Consider the following 26,066-nt stretch of genomic DNA (forward strand, 5'->3'; position numbering starts at 1 on the left):
GAAAAAATCATCGCTCCGCGGGTGTGCCGGACGGCGCGGTCAATGCTGGCCAGGCGCGGGCGGCTGTTCGGCGACCGACTGTAATGGCGCCGGAGGCGCCCCGGCCGTCATGCCCGGCGGCAGCGCCGCACGCACGGGCCGGCTGTGCAGGTTGGCGGAGGAGAGCACGTTGTCCGTCGTACCCGGCGCCGCGTCCCACACGGGTGCGGCGATCCCCTCGAACACGGTTTTAAGTTGCTGGCCCCAGCTGGTGCGCAGCAGCTGGAAGTACTGGTTGTGTTCGTCGATGGTGACGAAGCGGGTGACGGCCAGGCTGCCGTCCTCGTACACGAGCAGGTCCAGGGGCAGGCCGACCGAGATGTTCGAGCGCAGGGTCGAATCCATCGAGATCAGGGCGCACTTGGCCGCGTCGTCCAGCGACGTGCGCGGCGTGACGACGCGGTCGATGATCGGCTTGCCGTATTTCGCCTCGCCGATCTGGAAATAGGGGTTCTCGTCGTGCGACTCGATGAAGTTGCCGGCCGAGTACACGTAGAACAGGCGGCAGCGCTCGCCCCGGATCTGGCCGCCGAACACGATGCTGATGTTGAAGTCGACGCCGTGCTCGGCCAGCCGGCTTGACTCCTGCCGGTAGATCGCGCGGACCGCTTCGCCGACGATGCGCGCGGCCTCGTACATGTCCGGTGCGGTCCAGATCGTCGTGCCGTTCTCGCTCACCCACGCCGACACGGTCTGGCGCACGGCCTGCGAGATCGCAAGGTTCCCCGCGGTCATCATGACCATCATGCGGTCGCCCGGGTTTTCGAAGACGGAGAGCTTGCGGAACGTGCCGACCTGGTCGACGCCGGCGTTCGTGCGTGAATCGGCAAGGAACACGAGGCCGGCCTCGAGGCGCATGCCCACACAGTAAGTCATCGGCGAAATCCGTAATGGTCGAAGAAAGCGGTCATTCTACACGGGGACGATCTGCGCCTCGACCCGCATGACTTCGTCGCCGCCGCCGCGCCGCATGCCGCGCACGGGGGCGGCCGATTCGTAGTCGCGGCCGATCGCGAGGCGGCAGTACCCGTCCGTCATCAGGCGGTTGTGCGTCACGTCGATGCTGACCCAGCCCGTGAAGTCGGCATCCTCGGCCCACGCGTCCACCCACGCATGGCTGGCCGCGTGGCCCGTCGATCCCGGGTCGATGTAGCCGGACACGTAGCGCGCCGGTACCCCGTGCGCATGGCAGCAGGCGAGGAACACGTGGGCATGGTCCTGGCAGACGCCGGCGCCCAGCAGCATCGCCTCGGCGGCGGCCGTGTCCACGTGGGTGGCACCAGTCTGGTACGTGATCGCACCGTGGACGTGCGCGGCGAGCCGCAGCAGGTCGGCCGTCGTCACCGGGTTCCCGCGCACCGGCAGGCAGGCCGCCGCGACGTCGGCCAGCGCCGTCGTCGGCTGCGTCAGCCGGGTGGGGACCGTGAAGATCAGCGGCGGCAGGCTGTCGTGGGCCTGCAGGCGCCCGCCGGGCAGCGGCACCGTCGCGACGATCCCTTCGACGAGGATGCGCACGGCGGTGTGCGGCGCGTTCAAGGTCAGCATGTGCGAGGCGTTGCCGTAAGCGTCCACGTAAGCGGCACAATGGCCGGGGGTCGCGATGTGCCAGGACAGCACCTGCTGTTGCGGCTCGGCGCGCGGCGTCAGGTGCAGTTGCTCGATACTGTAGGCCTGCGGCTGCGAATAGCGGTACAGGGTTTCGTGGCGGATGGACAGGTGCATGTCAGGCTCCCAGGGGGACGAGGAAATCGCGGCTGATGCCGTTGCCGAGCGCGTAGATGTTTTCCATGAAGGTGCCGAGCGTCTCGTCGATGCCGGCGGCCAGCACGTCCCCGATGCGCGCGAACTGCAGCTCGGCGTGCATCTTCCCCGCCAGCCGCTCCGTGCCGGCGGAGACGTCGTTGCGCACGGCCTTCAGGTTCGCGACGACCTGCTCCATGCAGGCGAGCAGGGAGCGCGGCATGTCGGCGCGCAGCATCAGCAGTTCGGCCACGCGCGCCGGCGTGATCGAATCGCGGTAGACCTTGCGGTAGATTTCGAAGCCGGCCACGGAGCGCAGCAGCGCCGCCCAGTAATAGAACTCGCGCTGCGTGAGCACGTCGTGCGTGGCCGCGGCGCCGGCGCCGTGGTATTTCACGTCCAGCAGGCGGGCCGTGTTGTCGGCCCGCTCCAGGAACGTGCCGAGGCGGATGAACACGAGGGCCTCGTCGTCCAGCATGGTGCCGAGCGTGACCCCGCGCGCCAGGTGGCAGCGCAATTTGACCCAGTCGAAGAACTCGCCCGGGTCGGCGTCGAGGTTCGCGCCGAGGCGGTCGCGCAGCTCGATCCATGTCGCGTTCTGCGTTTCCCACACTTCCGTCGTGAGCACGCCGCGCACGGCCCGGGCGTTCTCGCGCGCCGCCGTCAGGCACGCCACGATCGACGATGGATTGGCCGGATCGCTCACCATGAAGGCGAGGACGTTCTTCGCGTCGAGCGTGCCGTAGGCGGCGTCGAACGCGCCCTGCAGCTCGGAGATGCCGAGGATGGCGCGCCACGCCTGTTCGGTGTCGAGGGCGGACTGCGGCAGCATGGCCGTCTGCACGGCGACGTCGAGCATGCGCGCCGTATTCTCGGCGCGCTCGGTGTAGCGCGCCATCCAGTACAAGTGGTCTGCGGTGCGGCTCAGCATCATTCCTCCAGTATCCAGGTGTCCTTGGTGCCGCCGCCCTGCGACGAGTTCACCACCAGCGAGCCTTCCTGCAGCGCGACCCGGGTCAGGCCGCCCGGCACCATCGAGATGGTCTTGCCCGACAGGACGAACGGACGCAGGTCGATGTGGCGCGGCGCGATGCCGCTTTCCACGTAGGTGGGGCACGCCGACAGGGCCAGGGTCGGCTGAGCGATGTAGCCGTCCGGGCGGGCGAGGAGGCGGCGCCGGAAATCCTCGATCTCCTGCTTCGAGGCCGCCGGCCCGATCAGCATGCCGTAGCCGCCGGCGCCGTGCACCTCCTTGACGACCAGCCGGTCGAGGTGGTCCAGCGTGTACGCGAGGTCTTCCGGCCGCCGGCACTGCCAGGTCGGCACGTTGTGCAGCAGCGGTTCTTCCGACAGGTAGAAGCGGATCATGTCGGGCACGTACGGGTAGATGGACTTGTCGTCGGCGACGCCGGTGCCGATGGCGTTCGCCAGCGTGACGCGGCCGGCGCGGTAGACGGAGAGGAGGCCCGGCACGCCCAGCGTGGAATCGGCGCGGAATGCCAGGGGATCGAGGAAATCGTCGTCGAGGCGGCGGTAGATCACGTCGACGCGGCGCGGTCCGCGGATCGTCCGCATGTACACGGCGTTGGCGTCCACGAACAGGTCCTTGCCCTCGACCAGCTCGACACCCATCTGCTGCGCGAGGAACGCATGCTCGAAGTAGGCCGAGTTGTAGGTCCCGGGCGTCATGACGACGACGGTCGGGTCGAGCACGCCGGCCGGCGCGACGGAGCGCAGGTTCTCCAGCAGCATGTCGGGATAGTGCTCCACGGGCGCGACGCGGTGGCGCGCGAACAGTTCCGGGAACAGGCGCATCATCATCTTGCGGTCTTCCAGCATGTACGACACGCCGGACGGCACCCGCAGGTTGTCTTCCAGGACGTAGAACTCGCCTTCGCCGGCGCGCACGATGTCCACGCCCGCGATGTGCGCATAGATGTCGGACGCCACGCTGATGCCCTGCATCTCCGGGCGGTACTGCGCGTTCTGGTAGATCTGCTGCGCCGGGATGATGCCGGCGCGGACGATGTCCTGGCCGTGGTAGATGTCGTGCACGAACATGTTCAGCGCCTTGATGCGCTGCGCGAGGCCCGCCTGCAGCCGCGCCCACTCGTGCGCCGGTATGATGCGCGGGATCGTGTCGAACGGGATCAGCCGCTCGGTGCCGGCGCCGTCGCCGTACACGGCGAAGGTGATGCCGACGCGGCGGAACGTGAGGTCCGCCTCGGCGCGCTTGCGTTCGATCCGCTCGGGCGGCTGGTGCCTGAGCCAGTCGTCGAAGGCGCGATAGTGGTCGCGCACGGCGCCCGCGCCGTCCGCCGTCATCTCGTTGAAAAAGTCTGTCATGGCCGCCTTCCGTGATGTCGACACGGAAGTCGTATCAAGAAGCGTGCCAGCGGAATACGGCTGCGCCGCACGATTCCGGTGCAGGCGGTGCCGCGGCTTGACATCGCCCGCACGCACAGTAAGATCGCAGGATCCACCCAGCCGTACATACGATGACCCCTGTCTTTGCTTCCCCCCTCGTCCTGTTCGTCGCCTTCCCGGGCATGGGTCTGCTCGACCTGACCGGGCCGCAGACCGTGTTCTGGTGCGCCGCCAAGCGGATGGCGGAGCGGGGCCTCGTGCCGTACGAACGGCACACGGTCAGCGTGGACGGCGGCCTCGTGGTGACGGCCGAAGGCGTCGCGCTCGACACGCTGCCGGCCGCGCAGTTCGCGGGGCGCGCGCTCGACACGATCCTCGTGCCCGGTGCGCCGGGCATCGCGGCCGTGCTCGCGGACGTGGGCACGACGGTCGACTGGATCGCCGGCGCCGCGCCGCATGCGCGCCGCGTCACGTCCGTGTGCACGGGCGCGTTCCTGCTCGCGCAGGGCGGGCTGCTGGATGGACGGCGCGTGGCGACGCACTGGAACATGGCGGACGTGCTGGAACAACGCTTCCCCGCGCTCGAAGTGGACCGCGAGGCGATCTTCGTGCGCCAGGATCCCGTGTGGACGTCGGCGGGCGTCACGGCCGGCATCGACCTCGCGCTGGCGCTCGTCGAAGAAGATTGCGGGCGCGCGCTCGCGATGGACGTCGCGCGCGAACTGGTCGTGTTCATGAAGCGCGCCGGCGGCCAGGCGCAGGAGAGCGAACTGCTGCGCGCCCAGGTGCGCGACGACGCGGCATTCGACGCGCTGCACGGCTGGATCCTCGACAACCTGCACGACGCCGGTCTCACCGTGGAACGCCTGGCCGCACAGGTCCATATGAGCGCCCGCAACTTCGCCCGCGTCTACAAGCAGAAGACCGGCCGCCCGCCGGCGAAGGCGGTGGAACTGTTCCGCATCGGCGCGGCGAAGCGCATGCTGGAACAGTCGGAAGCGAATCTCGCCCAGATCGCCCGCCAGTGCGGCTTCGGCGACGAGGACCGCATGTGCACCGCGTTCCGGCGCCACCTGGACGAGACGCCTTCGGCCTACCGCAAGCGGCTCGCCGGCGCCTGAGCCTGCAGCCAGTTGCCGATGCGGCTGGCGCCGAGGCGCGCGGGGCCCTGCGGCACCAGCGTGTCCTCCTTGAGCTCCGCGCCGAAATAGCGCGCGTGGACGTCGGCGCGCACCGTGCGCGTGTCGCCCCTGGCCGCGAGGTAGTCGCGCACGAGGTCGGACAGGCGGAAGCGGTCCGGCCCCGCGATCTCGACGATGCCGTTCACGGGCGCACCGAGGACCACATCCGCCAGCGCCGCCGCCACGTCGTCCGAGGCGATGGGCTGGATGAACGCGGGCGACAGGGCGATCGTGTCGTCCTGGCCCGCCGCCGCGGCCGCAGTTGCAACCGCGCCGAGGAATTCGAAGAACTGCGTCGAGTGCACGATGGTGTACGGCAGGCTTGATGCGCGAATGAGCTCTTCCTGCGCGATCTTGGCGCGGAAGTAGCCGCTCTCGGCGAGGCGCTGCGTGCCGACGACGGACAAGGCCACGTGGTGTCGCACGCCCGCCCGGCGTGCGGCAGCCAGCAGGTTGCGGCCCGAGGTCGTGAAGAATTCGAGGACGGCGTCGTCCGCGAACGACGGCGAGTTCGCCACGTCCACGACGACGTCGCAGCCTTCCAGCGCGGCGTCCAGGCCTTCGCCCGTCAGCGTGTTCACGCCCGAGTTGGGCGACGCGGCCAGCGCTTCATGGCCGCGGGCGCGCAGCAGGGTCACGAGCTTGCTGCCGATGAGGCCCGTGCCGCCGATGACGACGATGTTCATGGGTGTCTCCTTGTCAGTTCAGGTTGGCGCGGTCCAGGCCGAAGTCCTTGTCGTACGAACCCGGCACCGCCTGGAACGCGACGTTGATGCGGTTCCACGCATTGATCGCCATGATCTCGTACGTCAGGTCCACGAGTTCCTGCTCCGTGAGCTGGGTGCGCACGCGCTCGTAGATCTCGTCCGGCACGCCCTGGCGCGACAGCGTCGTCAGCGCTTCCGTCCACGCCAGCGCCGCCCGTTCGCGCGGGGCGAACAGGGTCGATTCGCGCCACGCGGCCAGATGGTGCAGGCGCAGCGCGCGCTCGCCGTGGATCGTGGCCTGCTTCACGTGCATGTCGATGCAGAAGGTGCAGCCGTTGATCTGCGACGCGCGGATGGCGACGAGGTCGCGGATGCTTTCCTCGATGCTGCCGTCGTTGATCAGGGTGCCCAGCTCGACGAGCTTCTTGAAGAGGGCGGGGGACTGCTTGAGGTAGTTGATACGCTGGGTCATCTCGTTCTCCTTGGTGGTTGTGGTACGACAGGAGTGTAGGCAGCGCGCCGCGCGGCCGGTAGGCGGCTGGCCGGCCGCACGGTGGTGCCGAAAACGCACCAATGAGCGCACCAATGAGCGCACCAATCAGCGCGACAGGCGCACCCCGGCGACGACGAGCAGCAGCGCGGGTCCCAGGCGCCACCAGCTGCCTGCGGCCACGGCGCCCGTGACGGCCAGCGCGAGCGTGGACAGCACGGGCGTCAGGTAGGACAGAGACCCGATCGTCGCCGCGCGGCCCAGGCGCATGGCGCGGTCCCACAGGACGAACGAGAGACCGAGCGGCCCGATGCCGATGGCGGCCATGCCGGCGAGCTCCGTCCCGGACGGCCGGTACGGCGGTTCGAACAGCGCGTGCGCCGCCAGCGCGAGCAGGCCGGCGCCGAGGCAGAAACCGCCCGTGGCCCAGGACGAATAGGCGGGCAGGCGGGACGGCGCCAGCGAATACACGGCCCACGTGAACGCCGCGAGCACGGCGAGCGCGTAGCCGGCGAGATGCGTGACGGTGGGCGCGGACGGCGCGATGACGAGCGCCCCGCCCGCGAAGGCGATGATGCAGCCGGCCAGCTGGCGCCGCCGCAGCGGCACGGCGCGCTGGGCCAGCACGACGATCAACAGCGGCCACAGATAATTCAGCAGGTTCGCCTCGGCGATCGGCGCGAGCCGGAACGCGGCCACGAGGCTCGCGTGGTACAGGAACAGGCTGGCGATCCCGAAACCCAGGATGGCGGCCGGCACCCTCCATTCGCGCCACCGGTGGATGGAAGCGAGGCCGCCGCAGCACAGCGCGACGCCCGTCAGCAGCAGCGGCGGGGCGTCGCCCGCCAGGCGCACGAGGGCCGCGAACAGCGCCCACAGCAGGATGGCGCCGAGCGCGCATGCCCAGGCGGTCCGGCTCATGGCTGGCCTCCGCCCGCCAGGTCGGGATCGTCGAGGCCGAGGGCGCGGATGCGCTGCGAGATGTCGTCGACGAAGACGCGCACGCGCATCGGCATGTGGTGCCGGCTCAGGTAGCACAGGAAGTGGCCGCGGTCGTCCGGCGCGTACTCGGCCAGGCAGGCGACGAGGCGCCCGGCGCGCAGGTGGTCGCGGATCTGGTAGCCGGCCATCTGCGCGATGCCGTCGCCGTCGAGGACGGCCTGCAGCACGAGGTCGGCGTCGTTGAAGCAGAGCCACCCTTGCGGCGTGTGCTTGCGCACGGCGCCGTCGACCTTGAATTCCCAGTCGAACAAGCGGCCCGACGCGAAGCGGAAGTTGACGCAGCCGTGACCCGCCAGTTCGTCCGGCGTGCGCGGCAGGCCGTGGCGCTGCGCGTACGCGGGCGACGCGCACACGAGCATGCGCATCGGGACGAGCTTCTTGGCGACGATCTGGCTGTCGTCCATGCGGCCGTTGCGGAAGGCCACGTCGATGCGGTCGGACGTGAAATCGGTGGGGCGGTCGTCGAGGATCAGGTCCACGGTGATGTCCGGGTAGCGCGCATGAAAATCCTTCAGCAGCGGCGCGACGATCTTGCGCCCGAAGCCCACGGTGGACGAGATGCGCAGGTGCCCGCGGGGGATGCCCGTACGCAGCTCGCGCATCTCGTCGAGCGCCTGGAAGATGCGGTCGACGCCGGGCCGGCAGCCCTCGAAGAAGCGCTGGCCCTCGGCCGTGAGGGCTGTGCTGCGCGTCGTGCGCAGGAACAGCCGCGTGTCGAGCTGGGTCTCCAGTTTCAGTACGCTGCGGCTGACGGCGGAGCGCCCGATGCCGAGCCGCTCGGCCGCCCGGGCGAAGCTCCCTTCGTGGACGACGGCCATGAATGCGACCACGCCCGCATACGTCGTGGCGAAGCTGGAGGCCAGCGCGTCGTTGCGGTCGGGGCTGGGAAGAACGGAAGTGAGGCTGCGGGGCACGGCTGTCCTGTCGGTACGCAAGTACGCCGATGGTAGGCCTGCTCCCTTCCAGCGGCAATGACAAGAATCCCCGGTTTCCTGCCAGCGCCGCGCGCGCCGATTGGTGTTTTTGCGGCACCGGCTTGCGTCCCCGCCGGCGCCTGTCGCAGGGCGGGCGCCCTGTCTACACTGGCGTTTTCACGCCCAACAAGGACCTCGATCATGTTCCGCTACCTTCCCCTCGCCCTGGCCGCCTGCGCCACGCTCGCCCACGCGGCCCCGCCCGAACCCGTCGTCAAGACGCTGATGAACCAGGCCCTGTCCGACGCGCCGGGCAAGGAAGTCATGATGCTCGCCGTCGACTACGCGCCCGGCGCGGCCGACCCCGTGCACCGCCACGACGCGCACGGCTTCGTCTACGTGCTCGAAGGGACCATCGTCATGGGCGTGGAGGGCGGCAAGGAAAAGACGCTGCGCGCCGGCGAGACTTTTTATGAAGGGCCGCGCGACGTGCACACGGTCGGCCGCAATGCGAGCAAGACGAAGCCGGCGCGCTTCGTCGTGTTCTTGCTGAAGGACAAGGACAAGCCGGCGCTCATCCCGGTGGGGAGCCACTGACGGCAGCGAGCAGCTGCGCCATGTCGACGGGCTTCACCAGGCGCACGTCGAAGCCCGCGTCCAGCGCCTGGCCGCCGTCGTGCTCGATGCCCCAGCCGGTCACGGCGACGAGCCGCACGGCCGCGCCCCACGGCTGTTCGCGTACCCAGCGCGCGACCTCGTAGCCGTTCGCGCCCGGCATGCCGATGTCCAGCACCATCACGTCCGGGCGGTGCGCTTCGGCCAGTGCCATCGCGGTGATGCCGTCGAACCCCGTGTGGACCGTGTGTCCCTCGGCTTCCAGCAGCAGCGCCAGCAGGTTCGCCGCGTCGGCATTGTCGTCCGCGAGCAGCACGCGCAGGCCGCGGGCGCCGCCGTCCGCCGCCGGTGCGCCGGATGCGGCGGCAGGCGCGGATTGCGCGAGGGCGGGCAAGGTCACGCGGATGCGCGTGCCCTGGTCCGCGCCCGCGCTGAACGCGCGCACGGTGCCGCCATGCAGGCCGACGAGCGAGCGCACGACCGCGAGGCCGATGCCCAGGCCGGGCGTGCCGCCGTGTGCCTTCGTCTCGCCCTGCGAGAACATCTCGAACACGCCGTCCAGGCGGTGCGGCGCGATGCCGATGCCGTCGTCGGCGACCTCGATCACCGCGTCCAGGTCTTCGCGCGCCACGCGCACCTCGATGTGTCCCGGCGCCGGCGTGAACTTGGCGGCATTGACGAGCAGGTTGGCGACGACTTGCGTCAGGCGGACCTCGTCGCCGACGACCATGACCGGTTCCGCCGGCAGCGACAGGCGCAGGCCGTGGCCCTTGCCCTCGAGCGCGGGCAGGGCGTTCTCGCACGCGAGTTCGGCGATCCCGCGCACGTCGAGCGGCGCCCGTTCGAGTTCGATGCGGTTGTGGGCGATGCGGCTCAGGTCCAGCAGCTCGTCCAGCATCTTCGCCATGTGGCCGATCTGGCGGTCGATCACGTCGATGGCGCGGGCGCGCGCGGCGGCGTCGTCCGGGGCCTGGCGCAGCAGCGCGATCGAATAGCGCGCGGCGCCCAGCGGGTTGCGCAGCTCGTGCGCGAGGATCGCCAGGAATTCGTTCTTCTGGCGGTCGGCGCGTTCCAGTTCCCCGGTCTTGCGTTCCAGGTTCTGGCGCGTCTCGATGTCGGCCGTGACTTCGCGCGCCGTGCCGATCACCATGGACGGCTTGCCGTCCGCGCCGCGCAGCACGCGCGCGCTCGACGCGATCCAGCGCACGATGCCGTCGGCGCCGCGGAAGCGGTATTGCATGCGGTAGTGGTCCGCACCCGCGAACGCGGCCTTCCACGCGTCGATCACGTGGGGCCGGTCCTCGTCGTGGATGTCGGCCAGCCAGGCGTCCACGGTCGCCGGCGCATGGCCGGGCGGCTGGCCCAGCATCGGCCCGAGGTCGCTGGAGGCGGCGATCGTGCGGTCGCGCGGATCGTACTGCCACGTCGCCATCCCGGCCGACCGCAGCGCGATCTCCAGGCGCGCCTGCGCCTGTTCGGCCCGCGCGCGCTGCGCCACGTTGTCGAGGCAGGCGCGCACCGCATAGCCGATGCGCGGGTAGTGCTTGGGCGTCTTGGTGATGTCGGCGTCGAGCCCTTCCTTCATGGCCTCGACGGCGATTTCCTCGTTGCCGCTCGCCGTGAACATGATCACGGGACGCGCGGGGAAGCGGCGTTTCAGCTCGCGCAGGACCGTGATGCCGTCCGTGAAGCGCAGGCGGTAGTCCGTGATGGCGATGTCGAAGCGGCCGTCATCGAGCGCCGCGGCCAGCGTCTCCGGGCTGCCCGCCTCGGTGATGCGGACGTCGGGAAAATGCCGCCCCAGCTCGCGCGCGACGAGCGCCCGGTCGTCCGGGCTGTCGTCGACGAGGAGGGCGGCGAACGTCACACGGGCTCCGGCGGCGCGGGCAGGTCGACCGCGAACGTGGCCCCGCTGCCCGGCGCCGACTCCACGGCGACGCGGCCGCCCATGCGCTCGACGCCCTTCTTGACGATCGCGAGGCCGATCCCGGTGCCCGGGTATTCCTCCTCGCTGTGCAGGCGTTCGAACACGTTGAAGATGCGGGCCTGGGCCGGCGGCGCGATGCCGATGCCGTCGTCGGCCACGGTGACGCGCACCATCGATCCCGCTGCGCTGGCGCCGATGCGCACGACGGGCGTCTCGCCTGGCCGCACGAACTTGACGGCGTTCGACACGAGGTTCGTCAGCGCCTGCACGAACGTCTGGCGGTGCGCCCGCACGGTCAGGCCGTCCGGCACGTCGATGTGCAGGCGGGCCTTCGCCTGCTGGATCTCGGCGTGCAGCGCGGCCGTCACTTCGTGCAGCGCTTCGGTGACGACGACGTTTTCGGTGGCGATCTCGGTGCGCGACAGGCGCGCGAATTCGAGCAAATCGGACACCATCGTGTCGACGCGGTGCGCGACGGCCTCGATGCGGCCGATGTACAGGCTCGCCTTGTCGAGGTGGCCCTCGGCGAAATCCTGCTTGAGGACATTGGCATAGCCCTGGATCGTGCGCAGCGGCTCGCGCATGTCGTGCGAGACGGAGAAGCCGAACGTCTCCAGCGCCTCGTTCGCCTCCTGCAGCTGGCGCGTGCGCGTGGCGATGCGCTGTTCCAGGTCGGCGTTCAGGCGCAGGATCTCCAGTTCGGCGCGGCGCAGCGATGTTACGTCGTCCACGATGCCGTCGACCGCGTCGTGCCCGTTCACGCGCACGCGCACGAGCTTGACCTTGAAGGCGCGGCCGCCCATGTCGAGGTCGCCCGCATCGAGCTGCAGGTCGGCCGCATCCAGCGTCGCCTTCAGTTCCGGTATGTGCTGCCGCACGTCCTCGATCAGCGGGTGGTGCGCCGCCTTCGTGAATTCGCCGGACCCGAGGCCCAGCATGCTCCAGAACGCGCGGTTGCCTTCCTCGATCTCGCCTTCGAGCGAAATGCGGAAGACGCCCACCTGGATGTTCTCGAGCAGCGATGCGAGCCGCGTCTCGCTGCGGATGGCGCGCGAGCGGATCTCGGTGCGGTCGAGGCAGGTGCGCACGGCGACGGGCAGCCGCGCGTAGTGGCGCGGGCTTTTGATGACGTAGTCGTCCAGCCCGTGCTTCATGGCTTCCACCGCGATCTCCTGGGTGCCCGTCGCGGTGAACATGATGACGGACAGTTGCGGAACGTGCGCCTTGATCAGCTTGAGCGCGTCCAGGCCCGTCGTCCAGCGCATCTGGTAGTCGGTGATGACGAGGTCGAACGGGAAGCCGGCTTCGGCGACCTGTTCGAAGCCTGCGCGGTCGCCCACTTCCGTCGACTGGCACTCCGGAAAATGGCGTTCGAGTTCGCGGCGGGCGAGCAGGCGGTCGTCGGGATTGTCGTCGAGGAGGAGGAAGCGCAGGGGCATGGTGGGGTCGCGGACGGGGCTTGTCGTGGTGCAAGGCTTCCTATTGTAGCCGTAATATGACAGGCCGCGTCAGGCCACCGGCGGCGCATCCGCCGGCGCGGCGGCCGGCCGGGGTTGCGGACGCGGCCGTTGCAGGCACAGCCGGAACACGGTTCCATCCGGCGCCGGTTCGACGCGGATCGTGCCGCCCAGGCGCTCCACGCCTTTCTTCACGATCGCGAGGCCGATGCCCGTGCCCTGGTACTGGTCTTCGCCGTGCAGGCGCTCGAACACGTCGAACACGCGCTCGCGCTTGTCTTCCGGAATGCCGATGCCGTTGTCCGCGATGCACACCCAGGCCGCGTCGGCGTCGACGCGGGCATCGATGCGCACGTGCGGCGTCACGTCCGGGGCGACGAACTTGATCGAGTTGCCGATCAGGTTCTCGAATACCTGCACGAGGACCGCTTCGTTGCCGAGCACCGTGGGCAGCGGGGAGGCGGCCTCGATGCGGGCGCCGGCCGCCGCGATCTGCATCTCCATGTCGCCCAGCGCGAGCTGCACGACGCGGTCCAGTTCGACGGGTTGCAGGCGCAGCTCGGCGCGCGCCAGCTGGCTGTAGGCGAGCAGGTCCGTCACGAGCCGGTCCATGTGCTGGCTGACGGCGAGGATGCGGCGCAGGAACCGTTCGCCCTTCGCGCTCAGTGTGGCCGCCTCGTCTTCCAGCAGCGCGGCCGCGTAGCCCTGCACGTTGCGCAGCGGCGCGCGCAGGTCGTGCGCGATCGTGTGGGCGAAGGCGCGCAACTCGATATTGGCCTCCGCCAGCTGCTCCGTGCGGTCCTGGATGCGGTGTTCGAGCAACAGGTTGGCGTCGCCGAGTTCGCGCTGGGCGCGCTTCAGCGCCGTCACGTCCAGCATGCTCATCACGGCGCCGCGCACCTCGCCATCGACGAGGAGCGGCTGGCAGTTGAGCTGCCACGCGCGCATCCGCTCCGGGTGCGCGGAGCTGCTGCCGGTAATCGGAATGCCCGTCACGGCCTGCTTTTCGCGCAGCGCCGCCCGCAGCGCGGCGGCCAGTGCGTCGTCGTCGCTGCGCGAGCCGGCAATGCGGAATACCGTCGTCAGCAACTGGCCGCGCGCTTGCGCCTCTTCGCAGCCGAGCAATTGTTCCGCCACCCGGTTCATGAACCGCACGCGGCCGAACATGTCGACGGCGATCACGGCTTCGCCGATGCTGCGCAGGGTCGCGTCGAGATTGGCCCGCTGGTCGGCAAGAAAGTCGGCGTCGCGGCGCGCCATCGCCCGGACGAAGAACAGCAGCGCGACCGACAGCACGGACACGGCGCCGGCGGCCGCGATCGTGCGTGCGCGGTCGGTGCCCGCGGCCGCGTCGCGCAGCACGAGCAGCCGCTCTTCCTCGGCCAGCAACGCGGCGATGCGCAGGGCGATCGCCTGGCGCAAGGCCCGCTCGTCGTCCTTGCTGGGATAGGCCATGGCGCGCTCCATGCCGGTGCGCAGGTTGCGCACGTACTCGTCCAGCAGCCGGCGCAGGTCGGCCAGTGTACGCTGCTGGGTCGGGTTGTCGCTGGTCAGTTGTGTCAGCGTTTGGAGTGCGTGCGGCAGGGCGGTCAGGCGCTCCTGGAAATCCGCATCGTCGCGCCGGCTGTATTCGAGCCGCAGCGATTTCTGCAGCGCATCGGCCTCGTTGATCAGGCTTTGCGTGCCCTGCACGTGCTGCAGCACTTCGCGCGTGTGGTTGACCCAGCGCCAGGACGCAGCCGTGCGCTGGATGCCGACGGCAAGCGTGGAGATGCCTGCGAGCAGTACAGCTATGCTGATGGCTGCTGCGATATTGACGTACCGATGTGTCCTGTGGATGAGCATTGTGTCGGCGCCGGGCTTCATGTTTAACTATTCTACCCATGTGGGGGGCGATTGCGGGCTCGACGACGTGTGTCCCCTGTGATTCGGGACGGCCATCCCCATCTGCCCCGCATGCGAACCCTGCTGCGCAGCCTCCTCATCGCCGTCCTCCTGCTCGCCGCCGAGGGCATCCTGCGCCCGTGGGTGGACGACGTCGTCTACGCGATCCGGCTCGGCTCCCTGCCGGCGCCGGCGGCGTTGCCGGTGCCCGTGGCCGGCGTGAAGGCGGCGCAACTGGCCGATACGTGGGGCGGCGCGCGCAGCGGCGGGCGCAGGCACGAGGGCATCGACATCTTCGCGCAGCGGGGCACGCCCGTGCTGTCGAGCACGGAAGGCATCGTGCTGCGCGTGGGGACCAACCGGCTGGGCGGGCAGGTCGTCTGGGTGCTGGGACCCCCGGCGGCCAGCGCCACTACTATGCGCACCTGGACCGCTACGGCGACGTGCGCGCGGGCATGCGCGTGCGGATGGGCAGCATCCTCGGCTATGTTGGCAATACCGGCAACGCCGCGACCACGCCGCCGCACTTGCATTACGGCATCTATACGGCGGGCGGAGCCATCAATCCCTATCCGCTGCTGAAGGCTGGATCGGCATAGTCCTACACGCGCACGGCTGTTCGATGACGGGGGACGCGCACGCACTACAATCAGGTATACAACCGAGGTAAACCTGAGTTTCAAGCCATGGATATTGCAGCTGGCACCATCGTCGATCTTGCGCGCGCCGACCGGCGCAGCGCGGGCGAACCATTGCGCAGCGACACTGTGCTGTGGCGCTATCTCGACGCGGCCAAGCTGTTCGATTTCTTCGAGAATTCCACGCTGTTCTTTTGCCGTGCCGACCATTTCAGCGACAAGTTCGAAGGCGCGTTCACGCCGTCGCTGCGCGCCCAGATCAGCGAAGCGCACGCGCGCGGCGAGATCGACTACGACTACGAGCAGTTCAAGCGGCGCATGCGCGAATCCGTCTTCATCAACTGCTGGCACCGCAACCAGGACGACAGCGCGGCCATGTGGGCGTTATATGGCAAGTCGGAATGCGCGGTGGCGCTGACGACGACGGTCGGCCAGCTCGCGGACACGGTGGAACACATCGCCGAGCACAAGATCTCGATCGCCCGCGTGGAATACGTGAAGCACTGGAGCGACCCGAAGCTGGACGTCTCGCCGGACTACACGCGCATCTTCGCCTACAAGACCAAGGCCTACGAATACGAAAAGGAGGTGCGCGTGATCATCGATCGCACCCGCGATGCGTCCGCACCGGACCTGCGCCAGCCCGGCATCGTCGTGCCCATCGACGCCGACCGCCTGCTGCGCACCATCGTGATCGCGCCGGACGCGCCGCCGTGGTTCGAAAACCTCGTGCGCCAGTCGGCGCAGCGCTACGGCATCCGCGCACCCGTGCGGCGTTCGAAGCTGGCGACCGACCCGATCTGACCCCGAAGTCGAGACTTCGGGGTCAGAGCCCGGTTTTAGGCAACATCTCTCAGGCAAGCGAGATTGCGGGCGAAAAAAAGCCGGGCACGCGGCCCGGCCTGAAATGACGGCCTGGGTCTCAGGCCGCGCGGTGAGAGGCGTTTGCGTCATTGGCGGCCGACGCGTGCTTGACGCTGTCACCGCCGGCGCCCATGCCGTCGTCGTGGTGGAACGGCGCGAACCACGTGGCGAGGAACGATGGGATCGTGGCGATCATGACCGCGACGAAGTAGCTGACGTAGCCCAGGTATTCCTGCAGCATGCCGCTGAGCGAGCCCGTGACCATCATGCACAATCCCATCAGGCCCGTGCCGAACGCGTAGTGCGTCGTCGTGTACTTGCCCGGCGCGAGCTGCTGCATCAGGTAGATCATGTAGCCGACCGAGCCGAAACCGTAGAAGAATTTTTCCACGATGACGCCGGCCGCGATGGTCCACGGATCCGAGGGCAGCGCCATGGCCATCGCGAGGAAGGTCAGGTTCGGGATGTTGACGGCGCAGCACAGGATGAACAGCGTGCGCTTCAGGCCGCGCTTCGCGACGAACATGCCGCCCAGCAGCGAGCCGGCGAGCACCGCGATCAGGCCCCACGTGCCGTAGATGATGCCCAGGCTCTCGTTGGAGAGACCGAGACCGCCCTTCGCGGCCGAATCGACCATGAAGAAGGGGCCGATTTTTTCCAGCATGCCGATGCTGAAGCGGAACAGGAACGCGAAGGCGATCATCTTCCACACGTCGCGCTTCTGGAAGAACGTGACGAACGAATCCAGCAGGATGACGGCGGCGCCGCGCACGTTCGTCGGCGTGTTTTCCGCACGCGCGCCCTCGGGCATCACGCGCGCATGCCACGCGGCCATCACGAGGACGAGGCCGGCGACGATGAAGAAGATCACGCGCCACGCGTCCATCCAGTCCGGCCCGAACACCTTCGGATCGTGGTGGAACACCTCCGTGTGCAGGCGCCCGCTCAGATAAACGAGGAAGCCGGAAGCGACGATCGGCCCGACGTTCCACGACAGGCTCTGCACGCCGCAGTACAGCGCCTGCGTGCGCGTGTCGAGCGACGTCACGTAGACGCCGTCGCTGGCGATGTCCTGCGTCGCGCCGATGAACGACATCAGGACGAACAGGGACAGCATCACCACCATCCAGTTGGGCAGGCTCATCGCCAGCCCGGCGCCGGCGAAGCCCAGCGCGATGAGCACCTGCATCAGCAGCACGAAGAATTTCTTCGTCCGGTACATCTCGACGAACGGCGCGAACAGCGGCTTTGCCGTGTAGGCGAAGATCAGCAGGCTCGAATACGCGGCGGCGCGCGTATTGTCCATGCCGATGTTCTTGAACATGATGGCGGTGACGCTCGTCAGCATGATGTAGCCCATCGCCATCGTGAAGTACCCGGTGGGTACCCACAGCAACGGGTGGCTGATGCGGTCAGGTGTGCGCATGATGGGCCGCCGTGACGGAGTCGATCGGGGCGCGCTGGGACGCAGCGCGGGCGTCGACCAGCTGCTGGTCCAGCATCGCGGCGGCGCCGGCCAGGGCGGGGTAGGGCGCGTGGATCACGTACACCGGGATCTGCCTGCAGAAGTCGGTGAAGCGGCCCTTGTTCTCGAAGCGGGCGCGGAACGACGACTTCGCGAAGAACTCGCCCAGGCGCGGCACGACGCCGCCGCCGATGTAGATGCCGCCGCGCGCGCACAGGGTCACGGCCACGTTCGCGGCCATCGTGCCCAGCGCGCCGCAGAAGACGTCCAGCACTTCCGCGCACAGTGCATCGCCCGCCAGGCCGCGCTCGACGACCTGCGCCGGTTCGAGCGCTGCGCCCGCGACGCCGTCGATGGCGCACAGCGCTTCGTGGATGGTGGCGAGACCCGGGCCCGAGATCAGGCGCTCGGCCGACACGTGGTCCCATTTCGTCCAGCAGTAGGCGAGGATCGCCTGTTCGCGCGCGTTCGACGGCGAGAACGCGACGTGGCCGCCTTCGCTGGGCAGCACCTTCCAGCGGCCGGCGTCGGGAATCACGCCGCCGACGCCGAGGCCGGTACCGGCGCCCACGAGGCCGATCACGGCGTCCGGGCTCACGCGGGTGCCGCCGACCTGTTCGAGGTCCGCGTCCGCCAGGCTGGGCACCGACATCGACAGCGCGGCGAAGTCGTTCACGACGAGCAGCGTGTCGAGGCCGAGGTCGCGGCGCGCGGCGTCGATCGAGAACTGCCAGTGGTGATTCGTCATCTTGATGAAATCGCCCTCGACCGGATTCGCGATCGCGATCACGGCATGGCGCAGTTCACGGGCGGCGCCGGGATGGCCGGCCAGGTAGGCACGCACGGCATCCGTGAACGTGGCGTGGGCGGCGCAGGCCAGCGTCGCGATTTCCTCGATGCGGCCGGGGCCGCGCTGCAGCGCGAAGCGGGCGTTCGTCCCGCCGATGTCGGCGAGCAGGCGGGCGCCGCCGAAAAGCACATCATCCATGGTATCCCTCATGTCTTCCTCGGTCTCCTGTTTTTCTCACCTCACCCCCGTGGGGGTCAGGCTGCGCGCAATGCGGCGCGCTGACCGGCGATGAAGTCGCGGTACCACAGCGCGCTCGCTTTCGGGATGCGCTGCTGGGTCGCGTAGTCGACATACACGATGCCGAACCGCTTCTCATAGCCGGAATTCCATTCAAAATTGTCCATCAGGCTCCACAGGAAGTAGCCGCGCACGTCCACGCCCGCGTCCATCGCGGCCTTCAGGGCCTCGAGGTGGGTGCGGACGTATTCCACGCGCTGGGTGTCGTTGACCTGGCCGTCGGCGCCGACGCTGTCGACCGCGGCCATGCCGTTTTCCGTAATGTACACCGGCGGCAGGTCCGGGTACTCCTGTTTCAGCTGCACGAGCAGGTCCGTGAGGCCCTGCGGGTAGATTTCCCAGCCCATGTCGGTGAAGCCCAGGCCACCTTCCGGCTTGCGCGGCGGGACTTCCGCGCTCATGACTTCGCGGCGGTAGTAGTTCACGCCCAGGAAGTCGAGCGGCTGGGCGATGATGTCGAAGTCGCCCGCATGCACGACCGGCGCGTTCGCGCCATGCGCTTCCAGCGACAGGGCGGGATAGCGGCGCTTGAAGATCGGGTCCATGAACCACTCGATCGAATTGGCCCATTCCAGTGCGGCCAGGCGGCGGTCGGCTTCCGTGTCCGTGGCCGGTTCCGCGGTCCACTGGTTCAGCACGATGCCGAGCTGGCAGGTGGGATTCACCGCGCGCATTGCCTGCATGGCCAGGCCGTGCGACAGCAGCAGGTGGTGCGACACCTGGATCGCCTGTTTTTTATCCGCGACGCCCGGCGCGAACTGGCCGTTGCCGTAGCCGAGGTTCGCCGTGCACCACGGCTCGTTGTGCGTGGCGATGCTGGCCACGCGGTTGCCGAAGCGGCGCGCCACTTCGGCCGCGTAGTCGGCGAAGCGGTGCGCGGTGTCGCGCGACATCCAGCCGCCGTCGTCCTGCAGGCCCTGCGGCAGGTCCCAGTGGTACAGCGTGATGTGCGCGACGATGCCTTTTTCGTCCAGCGCGTCCAGCAGGCGCGTGTAGAAATCGAAGCCCGGTTCATTCCATGCGCCCTTGCCGGTCGGCTGCACGCGCGCCCACGCCATCGAGAAGCGGTAGGCGTTCACGCCCAGCGACGCCATCATCGCCACGTCGTCGCGGTAGCGGTTGTAGTGGTCGCACGCGACGTCGCCGTTGCTGCCGTCGATGATGTTGGCCGGATCGTGCGAGAACGTATCCCAGATCGAAGGGCCCTTGCCGTCGGCGTCAAAGGCGCCTTCGATCTGGAAGGCGCTGGTGGCGACGCCCCACGTGAAGTTGGAAGGAAAACGGATGGAGTCGGTCATGGCGCGTTGTAGTCGTTATGGGAATGAACTTGGAATTCGCTTGAAATCGATTTCATCGTACATGCGTCATCGGCAGGGTGTCAACACCATTTTTTCCTTCCAAGCATCAATGCCACATGTCAAACGGGCATGTCTGGTGTATATTCACGAGCTTCGCGGCAGCCGCCGTGTATAGATGCAGGCCGAAACGCATGAAAAAGGATTCCAGCAGTTCGCCGATGGTCACGGTCCACGAGGTCGCCCGTGTGGCGGGCGTGTCCGCGGCAACCGTCTCGCGCTTCCTGAACGGCACCGCCAAGGTGTCGGAGGAAAAGCGCCAGGCCATCGAAAGCGTCATCGAAAAGCTCAATTACAAGCCCAACGTGCTGGCCCAGAACCTCAAGACGGGCAGCTCGCGCACGATCGGCGTCCTGACGCAGTCGCTCGTGTCGGGCTACTTCGCCGACGCCATGGCCGGCATCGACGAGGCCCTGCAGGGCACGGGCTACGCGCCGCTGATCGTGTCCGGCCACTGGCATGCGGACGAGGAGGCCGAGCGCATCGAGCTCCTGATCGCGCGCCGCGTCGACGGCCTCGTCATCCTGAGCGGTAAATTGAAGGATGCGCAGATCCTGAAACTGTCGCAGCGCGTGCCCATCGTCGCCTTCGGCCGCGACCTGAGTTCGCCGCGCGCGTACGGTTTCTGCCTGGATAACTATTGGGGCGCGTGCGAGGCGGTGAGCTATCTGCTCGACCAGGGCCACCGTAACATCGCGTTCATCACCGGCCCGTCCGACCACCAGGATGCGCTGGCCCGCCTGGCCGGCTACCGCGACACGCTGGCGAAGCACGGCATCAAGGAACAGCAGCAGCTGATCGTCGGCGGCGACTTCCAGGAATCGAGTGGCCTGCTGGCCGTCGAGCGCCTGCTGGAATCGGGCCAGCGCTTTTCCGCGATCTTCTGCGCGAACGACCTGACCGCGTACGGCGCCCGGCTGGCGCTGTACCGGCGTGGCATCCGCGTGCCGGAGGACATTTCCGTGATCGGCTTCGACGATCTGCACAGCTCGATGTACACGACGCCGCCGCTGACGACCGTGCGCCAGCCGCTGTTCGACGTCGGCAAATGCCTGGGCCGCGCGATCGTCAAGATGATCGGGCACGAGATGCTCGACATCGAGGTGCCGCAGCTGAACCTCGTCGTGCGCGAGTCCGTCAAGCGCGTCGACTGAACACCGGGGTCAGAGCCCGATTTTGGGAAATTTCCAAAATCGGGGCTCTGACCCCGGTTTTACGCCGCGAAGCCGCCGTCGACCGCCAGGTCCGACCCCGTGACGAAGCTCGCTTCCGGGCTCGCCAGCCACGCGACCATCGCCGCGACTTCTTCCGGCCGGCCATGGCGCGGCAGGGCCATGAAGCCGTGCAGCGACTTGCCGAAATCCGTGTCGGCCGGATTCATGTCCGTGTCGACCGGCCCCGGCAGCACGTTGTTGACGGTGATGCCGCGCGGCCCCAGGTCGCGCGCCAGGCCTTTTGCGAGGCCGGTGAGGGCCGACTTGCTCATCGCGTAGACCGCGCCGCCGGCGAACGGCATGCGCAGCGCGTTCGTGCTGCCGATGTTGATGATGCGGCCGCCATCCGGCAGGTGGCGCACGGCGGCCTGCGCCGCGGCGAACACGGCGCGCACGTTCACGGCGACGGTCTTGTCGAAGTCGGCGAGCGGGAATTCCGTCACGTGGCCGCCGAGGAAGACGCCCGCGTTGTTGACGACGATGTCCAGCCGCCCGAATTTCGCGGCGGCCGTGTCGATGGCGGCGGCGAGCGCCTGCGCATCGGCCACGTCGGCGCGCAGGGCGAGGGCGCGGCCGCCCGCGGCTTCGATGCGTCCGGCCAGCGCCTGCGCGGCGGCGTCCGACGACTGGTACGTGAAGGCGACCGCCGCGCCGTCGCGGGCGAGACGCTCCACGATGGCCGCGCCGATGCCGCGCGATCCGCCGGTGACGAAGGCGACTTTGTCTTTCAGGTTCGTGTTTGCCATGATGCTCTCCATTCGGTTGGGGTGGTTGATGTCTGCAGTATCATTCCAACTCCCGGTTCAAACTAGCCGGTCAAAAAGCACAAGACTTTCAACCCTCAGTTAAAGGTCGGCCATGGAGCATCTGGATTCCTTCATCTACAGCGCCGAGGACGGCGGCTTTTCGGCGGCTGCGCGGCGCCTTGGGCTCACGCCGGCCGGCGTCAGCAAGAACGTGGCCCGGCTCGAGGCGAACCTGGGCGTGCGCCTGTTCCGGCGCAGCACGCGCAAGCTGAGTCTGACGGAAGAGGGCGAGCAGTTGCTGCGCGAGGTGGCCGAGCCCTGGCACCGCATCCAGGACGCGATGGCCGTCGTGCGCCAGGGCGCCAACCGCGCCGCGGGGCCGCTGAAGGTGGCGATGGCGCCGGCCGTCGGACGCATGCATTTCGTGCCGATGCTGGCGGAATTCCGCCGCCGCTATCCCGATGTGCTGCCCGACCTGCACTTCGATAACCGCCAGGTCGACCTTATCGCGGAAGGGTTCGACGTCGCGATCGGCGGCGGTGTCGAGCTGCCGCAGGGCGTCGTCGCGCGCGAGCTGGCGCGGGTGCGCATCGTGCTCGCGGCGTCGCCCGACTACCTGGCCCGGCGCGGCACGCCCGCGCACCCGGACGACCTGGCCGCGCACGATGGCATCGCGCGCCGCTCGATCCGCACGGGCCGGCTGCAGGTACTCACGCTGCGCGACGCCACGGGCCGCGTGGCGCCTTACGATCCGCGCCCGGTGGCCGTGCTGGACGATCCGGAGGCGATGGCGCATGCGGCCGCCGCCGGTCTCGGCATCGCGCTGTTGCCCGCGCCGCACGCGGGGCCCCTGCTGGCGGACGGGCGCCTCGTGCGGATTCTCCCGGACTGGTACGCGGAGACGGGCCCGCTGTTCCTCTACTATTCGAACCGGCGGCTGCTGCCCGCCAAGACGCGCGTGTTCGTCGAGTTCGTCGTCGAGCGTTTTCGGGAGCAGGGGCTGGCGGCGCACTTCGCGGGCTGACGGCTGTCACGGAACTGACATCTGGCCTTAATACAATGTACGATTGCCAATCACCAGCAACCCGACAGAAAGACCGACCGCATGAGACCGTCCTGGCTGAAGACTTCGCTCACCCTGATCACCTGTTGCGCGCTGTGGCTGCCCGCATTGGCCCCCGCGGCGGGTGCCGGCAAGCCGGCCGCATCCGGCCAGGGCGCCGCGCAGGCGAAGCCGCCGAAGCTGGTCGTCGTGATGGTCATCGACGGCCTGCCGGCCGAGCAGGTCCAGCGCTACCGCGACCAGTTCGGCCCCGGCGGCCTGCGCCGGCTGCTGGAGCAGGGCGCGTCGTTCACGGATGCGCACCAGGCGCACGGGATCACGGTGACGGCCATCGGTCACTCGGCCGTGTTGACGGGCGCGTACCCGTACCGGCACGGCATCATCGGCAACACCTGGATCGATTCGAACGGCAAGCAGGTCTATTGTACCGAGGACACCCGTTACCACTACATCGACGAAGAGACGGACCCGCACGACGGCACGTCGCCCGCGAACCTGCGCGTGGACACGCTCGGCGACCAGCTGCGCTACGCCACCGGCAACCGCAGCAAGGTCGTGACCGTCTCCGGCAAGGACCGCGGCGCGATCCTGCTCGCGGGCAAGACGGGCACCGCGTACATGTACATGGACAAGACGGGTGACTTTGCCAGCAGCACCTATTACATGGACAAGCATCCGGCCTGGGTCGAACGCTTCCGCGCGTCGAAACCGCAGGACCGCTACTATGCGAAGTCGTGGAAGCCGCTGCTGGACGACAAGGCCTACGCGGACGACGCCCCATACCCGGAAGCGACGACGTCCAACCCGAACCGATTTCCTTTCATGTTCTACAGCGAGAGCGGCAAGCCGGCCGCCGACTATTACGGCCGGTTGAAGGTGAGCCCGGCCGTGGATGAACTGACCCTCGAGTTCGCGGAGGCCGCCGTCGACGGCGAGCAGCTGGGCCGCAATCCGACCGGCGCGCCGGACCTGCTGGGCGTGAGTCTCTCCGGCCACGATTACGTGAATCACGCGTACGGCCCGGAAAGCCGCATGTCGCACGACCACCTGCAGCAGATCGACCGCAAGATCGGCGAATTCTTCGCGTTCCTCGACAAGCGCGTCGGCCTGGACAATGTCCTCGTCGTGCTGACGGCCGACCACGGCTTCGCCAACACGGCGGAGTTCGCGCGCACGCAGCATGCGGACGCCCTGCGCGTGAATCCGAAGACCCTGCTCGAGAACCTGAACGCCGCGCTGGCCGAGCGCTTCGGCGGCGCGAAGCTCGTCAAGACATCGCTGCTGCCCGACGTGCGCCTGGACGACGAGGCGATCGCGCGCCGCGGCCTTGTCCGTGCCGACGTGGAAAACGCCGCCGCCAGGTTCCTGCTGACGCAGCCGGGCATCTCGGAAGTCTTCACGCGCACGCAGCTGGAGCAGGGCGTCGCCGCGAAATCGCGCCTCGGCACGCTGATGCAGCGGGCGTGGAACAGCCAGCTGTCCGGCGACCTGCTGGTCGTGACGACGCCGTACACGATCTTCGGCAGCGGTTCGTCGGGCGCGAGCCATGGCACGCCGTGGCAGTACGACACGTCGGTGCCCCTGCTGGTCATGGGCAAACGGTGGATCCGGCCGGGCGAACAGCCAGGTTATGCGGAAGCCGTCGACATCGCCCCGACGCTGGCGCAGATCCTGCATGTACGCCGTCCGGCGGGCGCGGAAGGGCGCGTGCTGAAGGAGGCGCTGCGTTGATGGCGTTCCCTGAAGACGTAACGGGAGACGCGGGAGCGTCGGGGGCCGCTATACTGCCGTCAACGCCACTCAACGCGAGCCCATCCATGTACGCAGCAGTCGACCTCGGCTCAAACTCCTTCCGCCTGCACATCGGCGAGCCCATCGCGGGCCAGATCCACATCGTGCGCACGGCGCGCGACCCGATCCGCCTCGCGGCCGGCCTCGGCCCGGACAATGCGCTGTCGGAGGCGGCGGTCGAGACGGCGCTGCGCACCCTGCGCGACTTCAGCGGCATCCTGCGCCAGTTCCGGCTGGACGCGGTGCGCGTCGTCGCGACCAACACGATGCGCGTGGCCACCAATGCGCAGGCCGTGCTGCCGCGCATGGAAGAGGCGATCGGCTATCCGATCGAGATCATCTCCGGCGAGGAAGAAGGGCGCCTGATCTACATGGGCGTCGCACGCGCGTTGGGCCGGCGCACCGGGCGGCGGCTCGTGATCGACATCGGCGGCGGCTCGACGGAAGTCATTGCGGCGGATGGCGACGACATCCGCATCGTCGAGTCGTTCAGCACCGGCACGCATCCGCAGAGCGCCACGTATTTCCGCGGTGGCCACATCAGCGCGGACGCGTTCGAGACGGCCGTCAACGCGGCGCGTGCCCAGTTCGAAGACCTGGCCGGCCAGTACCGCCAGCATGGCTGGGACGCGGTCTACGGCTCGTCGGGCACGATGCGCGCGATCAGCGAGGTCATCTCGCGCAACCGGATCGGCGACGGCACGATGTCGCTGGCGAGCCTGTTCGCGCTGCGCGACAGGCTCATCGAGCTCGGCCACGTCGACGCGTTCGACCTGCCGGGCGTGAAACGCGAGCGCGTGATCGTGATGACGGGCGGCCTGTCGATCCTGATCGGCGTGATGCAGGAACTGGGGGTGGCCGCCATGACGGCGATTAACGCCGGCCTGCGCCTCGGGGTGCTGTCCGACCTGGAACTGCGCGCCAACCGCCACGACCGCCGCGACCTGGCCATCCAGGACTGCATGCGCCGCTTCGGCGTCGACGCGCAGCGCGCCGCGCGCACGGCGGCCATCGCGAAGATCCTGTTCGACAAGCTGGCGCCGCAGGACGAAGCCGTCGTCCACCACCTGCTGCGCGGCGCCATGCTGCACGAGGTGGGACAGGCCGTCTCGCACACGGGCGCGCACAAGCATGCGGCCTACATCGTCGAACACGCCGACCTGCCCGGTTTCACGGCGCGCGAGCAGCGGCTGATGAGCCTCATCGTGCTGGGCCAGAAGGGCAACCTGCGCAAGGTGAGGGAGGTATTGGGCGTACCCGACCTGGCCAAGGCGGTGCTCGCATTGCGCCTGGCCGCCGTGTTCATGCACGCGCGCGTGGATGGCGACGTGGACGCCGTCCGCCTGCGCATGAAGGGCCGCATCGACATCGAGACGCCGCGCGGCTGGCTGCGCCAGCACCCGACGGTCGCCGCCTGGTTCGAGAAAGAGGCGGACGCGTGGAACGACGTGGGCGTGCCGTTCAGCGTGACCACGTGATCCGCCGCACGTTCGGCGCGCCGCCCGCCGCCTGACCGCGCT

The 26,066-nt window shown here is 68.7% G+C and carries 22 protein-coding genes and 1 pseudogene; 8 read left to right on the forward strand and 15 right to left on the reverse strand.

Annotated elements, in window-relative coordinates:
* Nucleotides 1–39: 39 nt before the first annotated feature.
* Genes ACEN98_RS27665 through ACEN98_RS27680 form a run of 4 tightly spaced genes read right to left on the reverse strand, consistent with a single transcriptional unit; the run spans nucleotide 40 to nucleotide 4,125 of the window.
* Nucleotides 40–915 (reverse strand): peptidase, encoded by an 876-nt coding sequence (locus ACEN98_RS27665; RefSeq protein ID WP_413388098.1) that lies wholly within the window; start codon nucleotides 913–915, stop codon nucleotides 40–42.
* A 36-nt stretch (nucleotides 916–951) separates the two neighbouring features.
* Nucleotides 952–1,761 (reverse strand): transglutaminase family protein, encoded by an 810-nt coding sequence (locus ACEN98_RS27670; RefSeq protein ID WP_413388099.1) that lies wholly within the window; start codon nucleotides 1,759–1,761, stop codon nucleotides 952–954.
* A gap of 1 nt (nucleotide 1,762) precedes the next feature.
* A complete protein-coding gene (locus tag ACEN98_RS27675; RefSeq protein ID WP_413388100.1) occupies nucleotides 1,763–2,710 on the reverse strand; it encodes an alpha-E domain-containing protein in 948 nt (315 codons plus the stop codon).
* Nucleotides 2,710–4,125: a circularly permuted type 2 ATP-grasp protein gene (locus ACEN98_RS27680; protein WP_413388101.1), complete on the reverse strand. Its 1,416-nt coding sequence runs from the start codon at nucleotides 4,123–4,125 to the stop codon at nucleotides 2,710–2,712. Before ACEN98_RS27680 ends, ACEN98_RS27675 begins: the two co-directional genes overlap by 1 nt.
* Before the next feature lie 152 nt (nucleotides 4,126–4,277).
* Between ACEN98_RS27680 and ACEN98_RS27685 the strand changes: the two genes are divergently transcribed.
* Nucleotides 4,278–5,267 (forward strand): GlxA family transcriptional regulator, encoded by a 990-nt coding sequence (locus tag ACEN98_RS27685; protein ID WP_413388102.1) that lies wholly within the window; start codon nucleotides 4,278–4,280, stop codon nucleotides 5,265–5,267.
* Here ACEN98_RS27685 and ACEN98_RS27690 read toward each other — a convergent pair.
* The 4 genes from ACEN98_RS27690 to ACEN98_RS27705 all read right to left on the reverse strand — a co-directional run bounded on the left by ACEN98_RS27690 (nucleotide 5,240) and on the right by ACEN98_RS27705 (nucleotide 8,440).
* Nucleotides 5,240–6,013, reverse strand: coding sequence for an SDR family oxidoreductase (locus ACEN98_RS27690; protein WP_413388103.1), 774 nt, complete (start codon nucleotides 6,011–6,013; stop codon nucleotides 5,240–5,242). The genes ACEN98_RS27685 and ACEN98_RS27690 overlap by 28 nt on opposite strands.
* 13 nt (nucleotides 6,014–6,026) lie before the next feature.
* Nucleotides 6,027–6,506, reverse strand: a complete 480-nt coding sequence (locus tag ACEN98_RS27695; RefSeq protein ID WP_413388104.1) for a carboxymuconolactone decarboxylase family protein — start codon at nucleotides 6,504–6,506, stop codon at nucleotides 6,027–6,029.
* A 126-nt stretch (nucleotides 6,507–6,632) separates the two neighbouring features.
* Nucleotides 6,633–7,445, reverse strand: a complete 813-nt coding sequence (locus ACEN98_RS27700) for a DMT family transporter (protein ID WP_413388105.1) — start codon at nucleotides 7,443–7,445, stop codon at nucleotides 6,633–6,635.
* Entirely contained in the window at nucleotides 7,442–8,440 is a 999-nt protein-coding gene (locus ACEN98_RS27705; protein WP_413388106.1) for a LysR family transcriptional regulator, read from the reverse strand. The genes ACEN98_RS27700 and ACEN98_RS27705 overlap by 4 nt, the downstream gene beginning before the upstream one ends.
* Before the next feature lie 201 nt (nucleotides 8,441–8,641).
* On the opposite strand from ACEN98_RS27705, the gene ACEN98_RS27710 reads away from it, so the two are divergent.
* A complete protein-coding gene (locus ACEN98_RS27710) occupies nucleotides 8,642–9,037 on the forward strand; it encodes a cupin domain-containing protein (protein WP_413388107.1) in 396 nt (131 codons plus the stop codon).
* Here the strand turns inward: ACEN98_RS27710 and ACEN98_RS27715 are convergent.
* From ACEN98_RS27715 to ACEN98_RS27725, 3 genes are all read right to left on the reverse strand, one after another.
* The gene (locus ACEN98_RS27715) at nucleotides 9,015–10,922 is read right to left on the reverse strand and encodes a response regulator (RefSeq protein WP_413388108.1); all 1,908 of its coding nucleotides are present in this window, start codon (nucleotides 10,920–10,922) and stop codon (nucleotides 9,015–9,017) included. The two genes, ACEN98_RS27710 and ACEN98_RS27715, sit on opposite strands and share 23 nt — an antisense overlap.
* Nucleotides 10,919–12,421, reverse strand: coding sequence for a sensor histidine kinase (locus ACEN98_RS27720; RefSeq protein ID WP_413388109.1), 1,503 nt, complete (start codon nucleotides 12,419–12,421; stop codon nucleotides 10,919–10,921). Before ACEN98_RS27720 ends, ACEN98_RS27715 begins: the two co-directional genes overlap by 4 nt.
* Before the next feature lie 69 nt (nucleotides 12,422–12,490).
* Nucleotides 12,491–14,305 (reverse strand): sensor histidine kinase, encoded by a 1,815-nt coding sequence (locus ACEN98_RS27725; RefSeq protein ID WP_413388111.1) that lies wholly within the window; start codon nucleotides 14,303–14,305, stop codon nucleotides 12,491–12,493.
* A gap of 90 nt (nucleotides 14,306–14,395) precedes the next feature.
* On the opposite strand from ACEN98_RS27725, the pseudogene ACEN98_RS27730 reads away from it, so the two are divergent.
* Both ACEN98_RS27730 and ACEN98_RS27735 read left to right on the forward strand, forming a co-directional pair.
* Nucleotides 14,396–14,922, forward strand: a pseudogene (locus ACEN98_RS27730) (M23 family metallopeptidase).
* An 87-nt stretch (nucleotides 14,923–15,009) separates the two neighbouring features.
* Entirely contained in the window at nucleotides 15,010–15,765 is a 756-nt protein-coding gene (locus ACEN98_RS27735; protein WP_413388112.1) for a hypothetical protein, read from the forward strand.
* A 118-nt stretch (nucleotides 15,766–15,883) separates the two neighbouring features.
* Here the strand turns inward: ACEN98_RS27735 and ACEN98_RS27740 are convergent, their stop codons facing one another.
* The 3 genes from ACEN98_RS27740 to ACEN98_RS27750 are packed head-to-tail and all read right to left on the reverse strand — an operon-like array spanning nucleotide 15,884 to nucleotide 19,675.
* The gene (locus ACEN98_RS27740) at nucleotides 15,884–17,251 is read right to left on the reverse strand and encodes an MFS transporter (protein WP_413342793.1); all 1,368 of its coding nucleotides are present in this window, start codon (nucleotides 17,249–17,251) and stop codon (nucleotides 15,884–15,886) included.
* Nucleotides 17,238–18,290, reverse strand: a complete 1,053-nt coding sequence (locus ACEN98_RS27745; protein WP_413388113.1) for a glucokinase — start codon at nucleotides 18,288–18,290, stop codon at nucleotides 17,238–17,240. Before ACEN98_RS27745 ends, ACEN98_RS27740 begins: the two co-directional genes overlap by 14 nt.
* Nucleotides 18,291–18,334: 44 nt before the next feature.
* Entirely contained in the window at nucleotides 18,335–19,675 is a 1,341-nt protein-coding gene (locus ACEN98_RS27750) for a GH1 family beta-glucosidase (RefSeq protein ID WP_413388114.1), read from the reverse strand.
* Between the two features lie 191 nt (nucleotides 19,676–19,866).
* On the opposite strand from ACEN98_RS27750, the gene ACEN98_RS27755 reads away from it, so the two are divergent.
* On the forward strand, nucleotides 19,867–20,886 hold the full coding sequence (locus ACEN98_RS27755; RefSeq protein WP_413342787.1) for a LacI family DNA-binding transcriptional regulator: 1,020 nt from the start codon (nucleotides 19,867–19,869) through the stop codon (nucleotides 20,884–20,886).
* 59 nt (nucleotides 20,887–20,945) lie between these two features.
* Here the strand turns inward: ACEN98_RS27755 and ACEN98_RS27760 are convergent, their stop codons facing one another.
* Nucleotides 20,946–21,692 carry an SDR family oxidoreductase gene (locus ACEN98_RS27760; protein ID WP_413388115.1) on the reverse strand — a complete coding sequence of 249 codons (747 nt, stop codon included), beginning with the start codon at nucleotides 21,690–21,692 and terminating at the stop codon, nucleotides 20,946–20,948.
* Between the two features lie 112 nt (nucleotides 21,693–21,804).
* On the opposite strand from ACEN98_RS27760, the gene ACEN98_RS27765 reads away from it, so the two are divergent.
* The 3 genes from ACEN98_RS27765 to ACEN98_RS27775 all read left to right on the forward strand — a co-directional run bounded on the left by ACEN98_RS27765 (nucleotide 21,805) and on the right by ACEN98_RS27775 (nucleotide 26,024).
* Nucleotides 21,805–22,716, forward strand: a complete 912-nt coding sequence (locus tag ACEN98_RS27765; RefSeq protein ID WP_413388116.1) for a LysR family transcriptional regulator — start codon at nucleotides 21,805–21,807, stop codon at nucleotides 22,714–22,716.
* An 81-nt stretch (nucleotides 22,717–22,797) separates the two neighbouring features.
* Entirely contained in the window at nucleotides 22,798–24,486 is a 1,689-nt protein-coding gene (locus tag ACEN98_RS27770; protein WP_413388117.1) for an alkaline phosphatase family protein, read from the forward strand.
* Nucleotides 24,487–24,572: 86 nt separating this feature from the next.
* The gene (locus ACEN98_RS27775) at nucleotides 24,573–26,024 is read left to right on the forward strand and encodes a Ppx/GppA family phosphatase (protein WP_413388118.1); all 1,452 of its coding nucleotides are present in this window, start codon (nucleotides 24,573–24,575) and stop codon (nucleotides 26,022–26,024) included.
* Nucleotides 26,025–26,066: the final 42 nt, after the last annotated feature.

This window comes from Massilia sp. CT11-137, assembly GCF_047302885.1.
GTDB lineage: Bacteria > Pseudomonadota > Gammaproteobacteria > Burkholderiales > Burkholderiaceae_D > Telluria > Telluria orientalis.

Excerpts from the sequence above, each read along its gene's own strand:
- ACEN98_RS27725 (WP_413388111.1), bottom strand. The coding sequence starts at position 14,305 with ATGAAGCCCGGCGCCGACACAATGCTCATCCACAGGACACATCGGTAC.
- ACEN98_RS27760 (WP_413388115.1), bottom strand. The coding sequence starts at position 21,692 with ATGGCAAACACGAACCTGAAAGACAAAGTCGCCTTCGTCACCGGCGGA.
- ACEN98_RS27670 (WP_413388099.1), bottom strand. The coding sequence starts at position 1,761 with ATGCACCTGTCCATCCGCCACGAAACCCTGTACCGCTATTCGCAGCCG.
- ACEN98_RS27740 (WP_413342793.1), bottom strand. The coding sequence starts at position 17,251 with ATGCGCACACCTGACCGCATCAGCCACCCGTTGCTGTGGGTACCCACC.
- ACEN98_RS27710 (WP_413388107.1), top strand. The coding sequence starts at position 8,642 with ATGTTCCGCTACCTTCCCCTCGCCCTGGCCGCCTGCGCCACGCTCGCC.
- ACEN98_RS27775 (WP_413388118.1), top strand. The coding sequence starts at position 24,573 with ATGTACGCAGCAGTCGACCTCGGCTCAAACTCCTTCCGCCTGCACATC.
- ACEN98_RS27735 (WP_413388112.1), top strand. The coding sequence starts at position 15,010 with ATGGATATTGCAGCTGGCACCATCGTCGATCTTGCGCGCGCCGACCGG.
- ACEN98_RS27680 (WP_413388101.1), bottom strand. The coding sequence starts at position 4,125 with ATGACAGACTTTTTCAACGAGATGACGGCGGACGGCGCGGGCGCCGTG.
- ACEN98_RS27770 (WP_413388117.1), top strand. The coding sequence starts at position 22,798 with ATGAGACCGTCCTGGCTGAAGACTTCGCTCACCCTGATCACCTGTTGC.
- ACEN98_RS27675 (WP_413388100.1), bottom strand. The coding sequence starts at position 2,710 with ATGCTGAGCCGCACCGCAGACCACTTGTACTGGATGGCGCGCTACACC.
- ACEN98_RS27695 (WP_413388104.1), bottom strand. The coding sequence starts at position 6,506 with ATGACCCAGCGTATCAACTACCTCAAGCAGTCCCCCGCCCTCTTCAAG.
- ACEN98_RS27745 (WP_413388113.1), bottom strand. The coding sequence starts at position 18,290 with ATGAGGGATACCATGGATGATGTGCTTTTCGGCGGCGCCCGCCTGCTC.
- ACEN98_RS27700 (WP_413388105.1), bottom strand. The coding sequence starts at position 7,445 with ATGAGCCGGACCGCCTGGGCATGCGCGCTCGGCGCCATCCTGCTGTGG.
- ACEN98_RS27720 (WP_413388109.1), bottom strand. The coding sequence starts at position 12,421 with ATGCCCCTGCGCTTCCTCCTCCTCGACGACAATCCCGACGACCGCCTG.
- ACEN98_RS27690 (WP_413388103.1), bottom strand. The coding sequence starts at position 6,013 with ATGAACATCGTCGTCATCGGCGGCACGGGCCTCATCGGCAGCAAGCTC.
- ACEN98_RS27685 (WP_413388102.1), top strand. The coding sequence starts at position 4,278 with ATGACCCCTGTCTTTGCTTCCCCCCTCGTCCTGTTCGTCGCCTTCCCG.
- ACEN98_RS27750 (WP_413388114.1), bottom strand. The coding sequence starts at position 19,675 with ATGACCGACTCCATCCGTTTTCCTTCCAACTTCACGTGGGGCGTCGCC.
- ACEN98_RS27755 (WP_413342787.1), top strand. The coding sequence starts at position 19,867 with ATGAAAAAGGATTCCAGCAGTTCGCCGATGGTCACGGTCCACGAGGTC.
- ACEN98_RS27665 (WP_413388098.1), bottom strand. The coding sequence starts at position 915 with ATGACTTACTGTGTGGGCATGCGCCTCGAGGCCGGCCTCGTGTTCCTT.
- ACEN98_RS27765 (WP_413388116.1), top strand. The coding sequence starts at position 21,805 with ATGGAGCATCTGGATTCCTTCATCTACAGCGCCGAGGACGGCGGCTTT.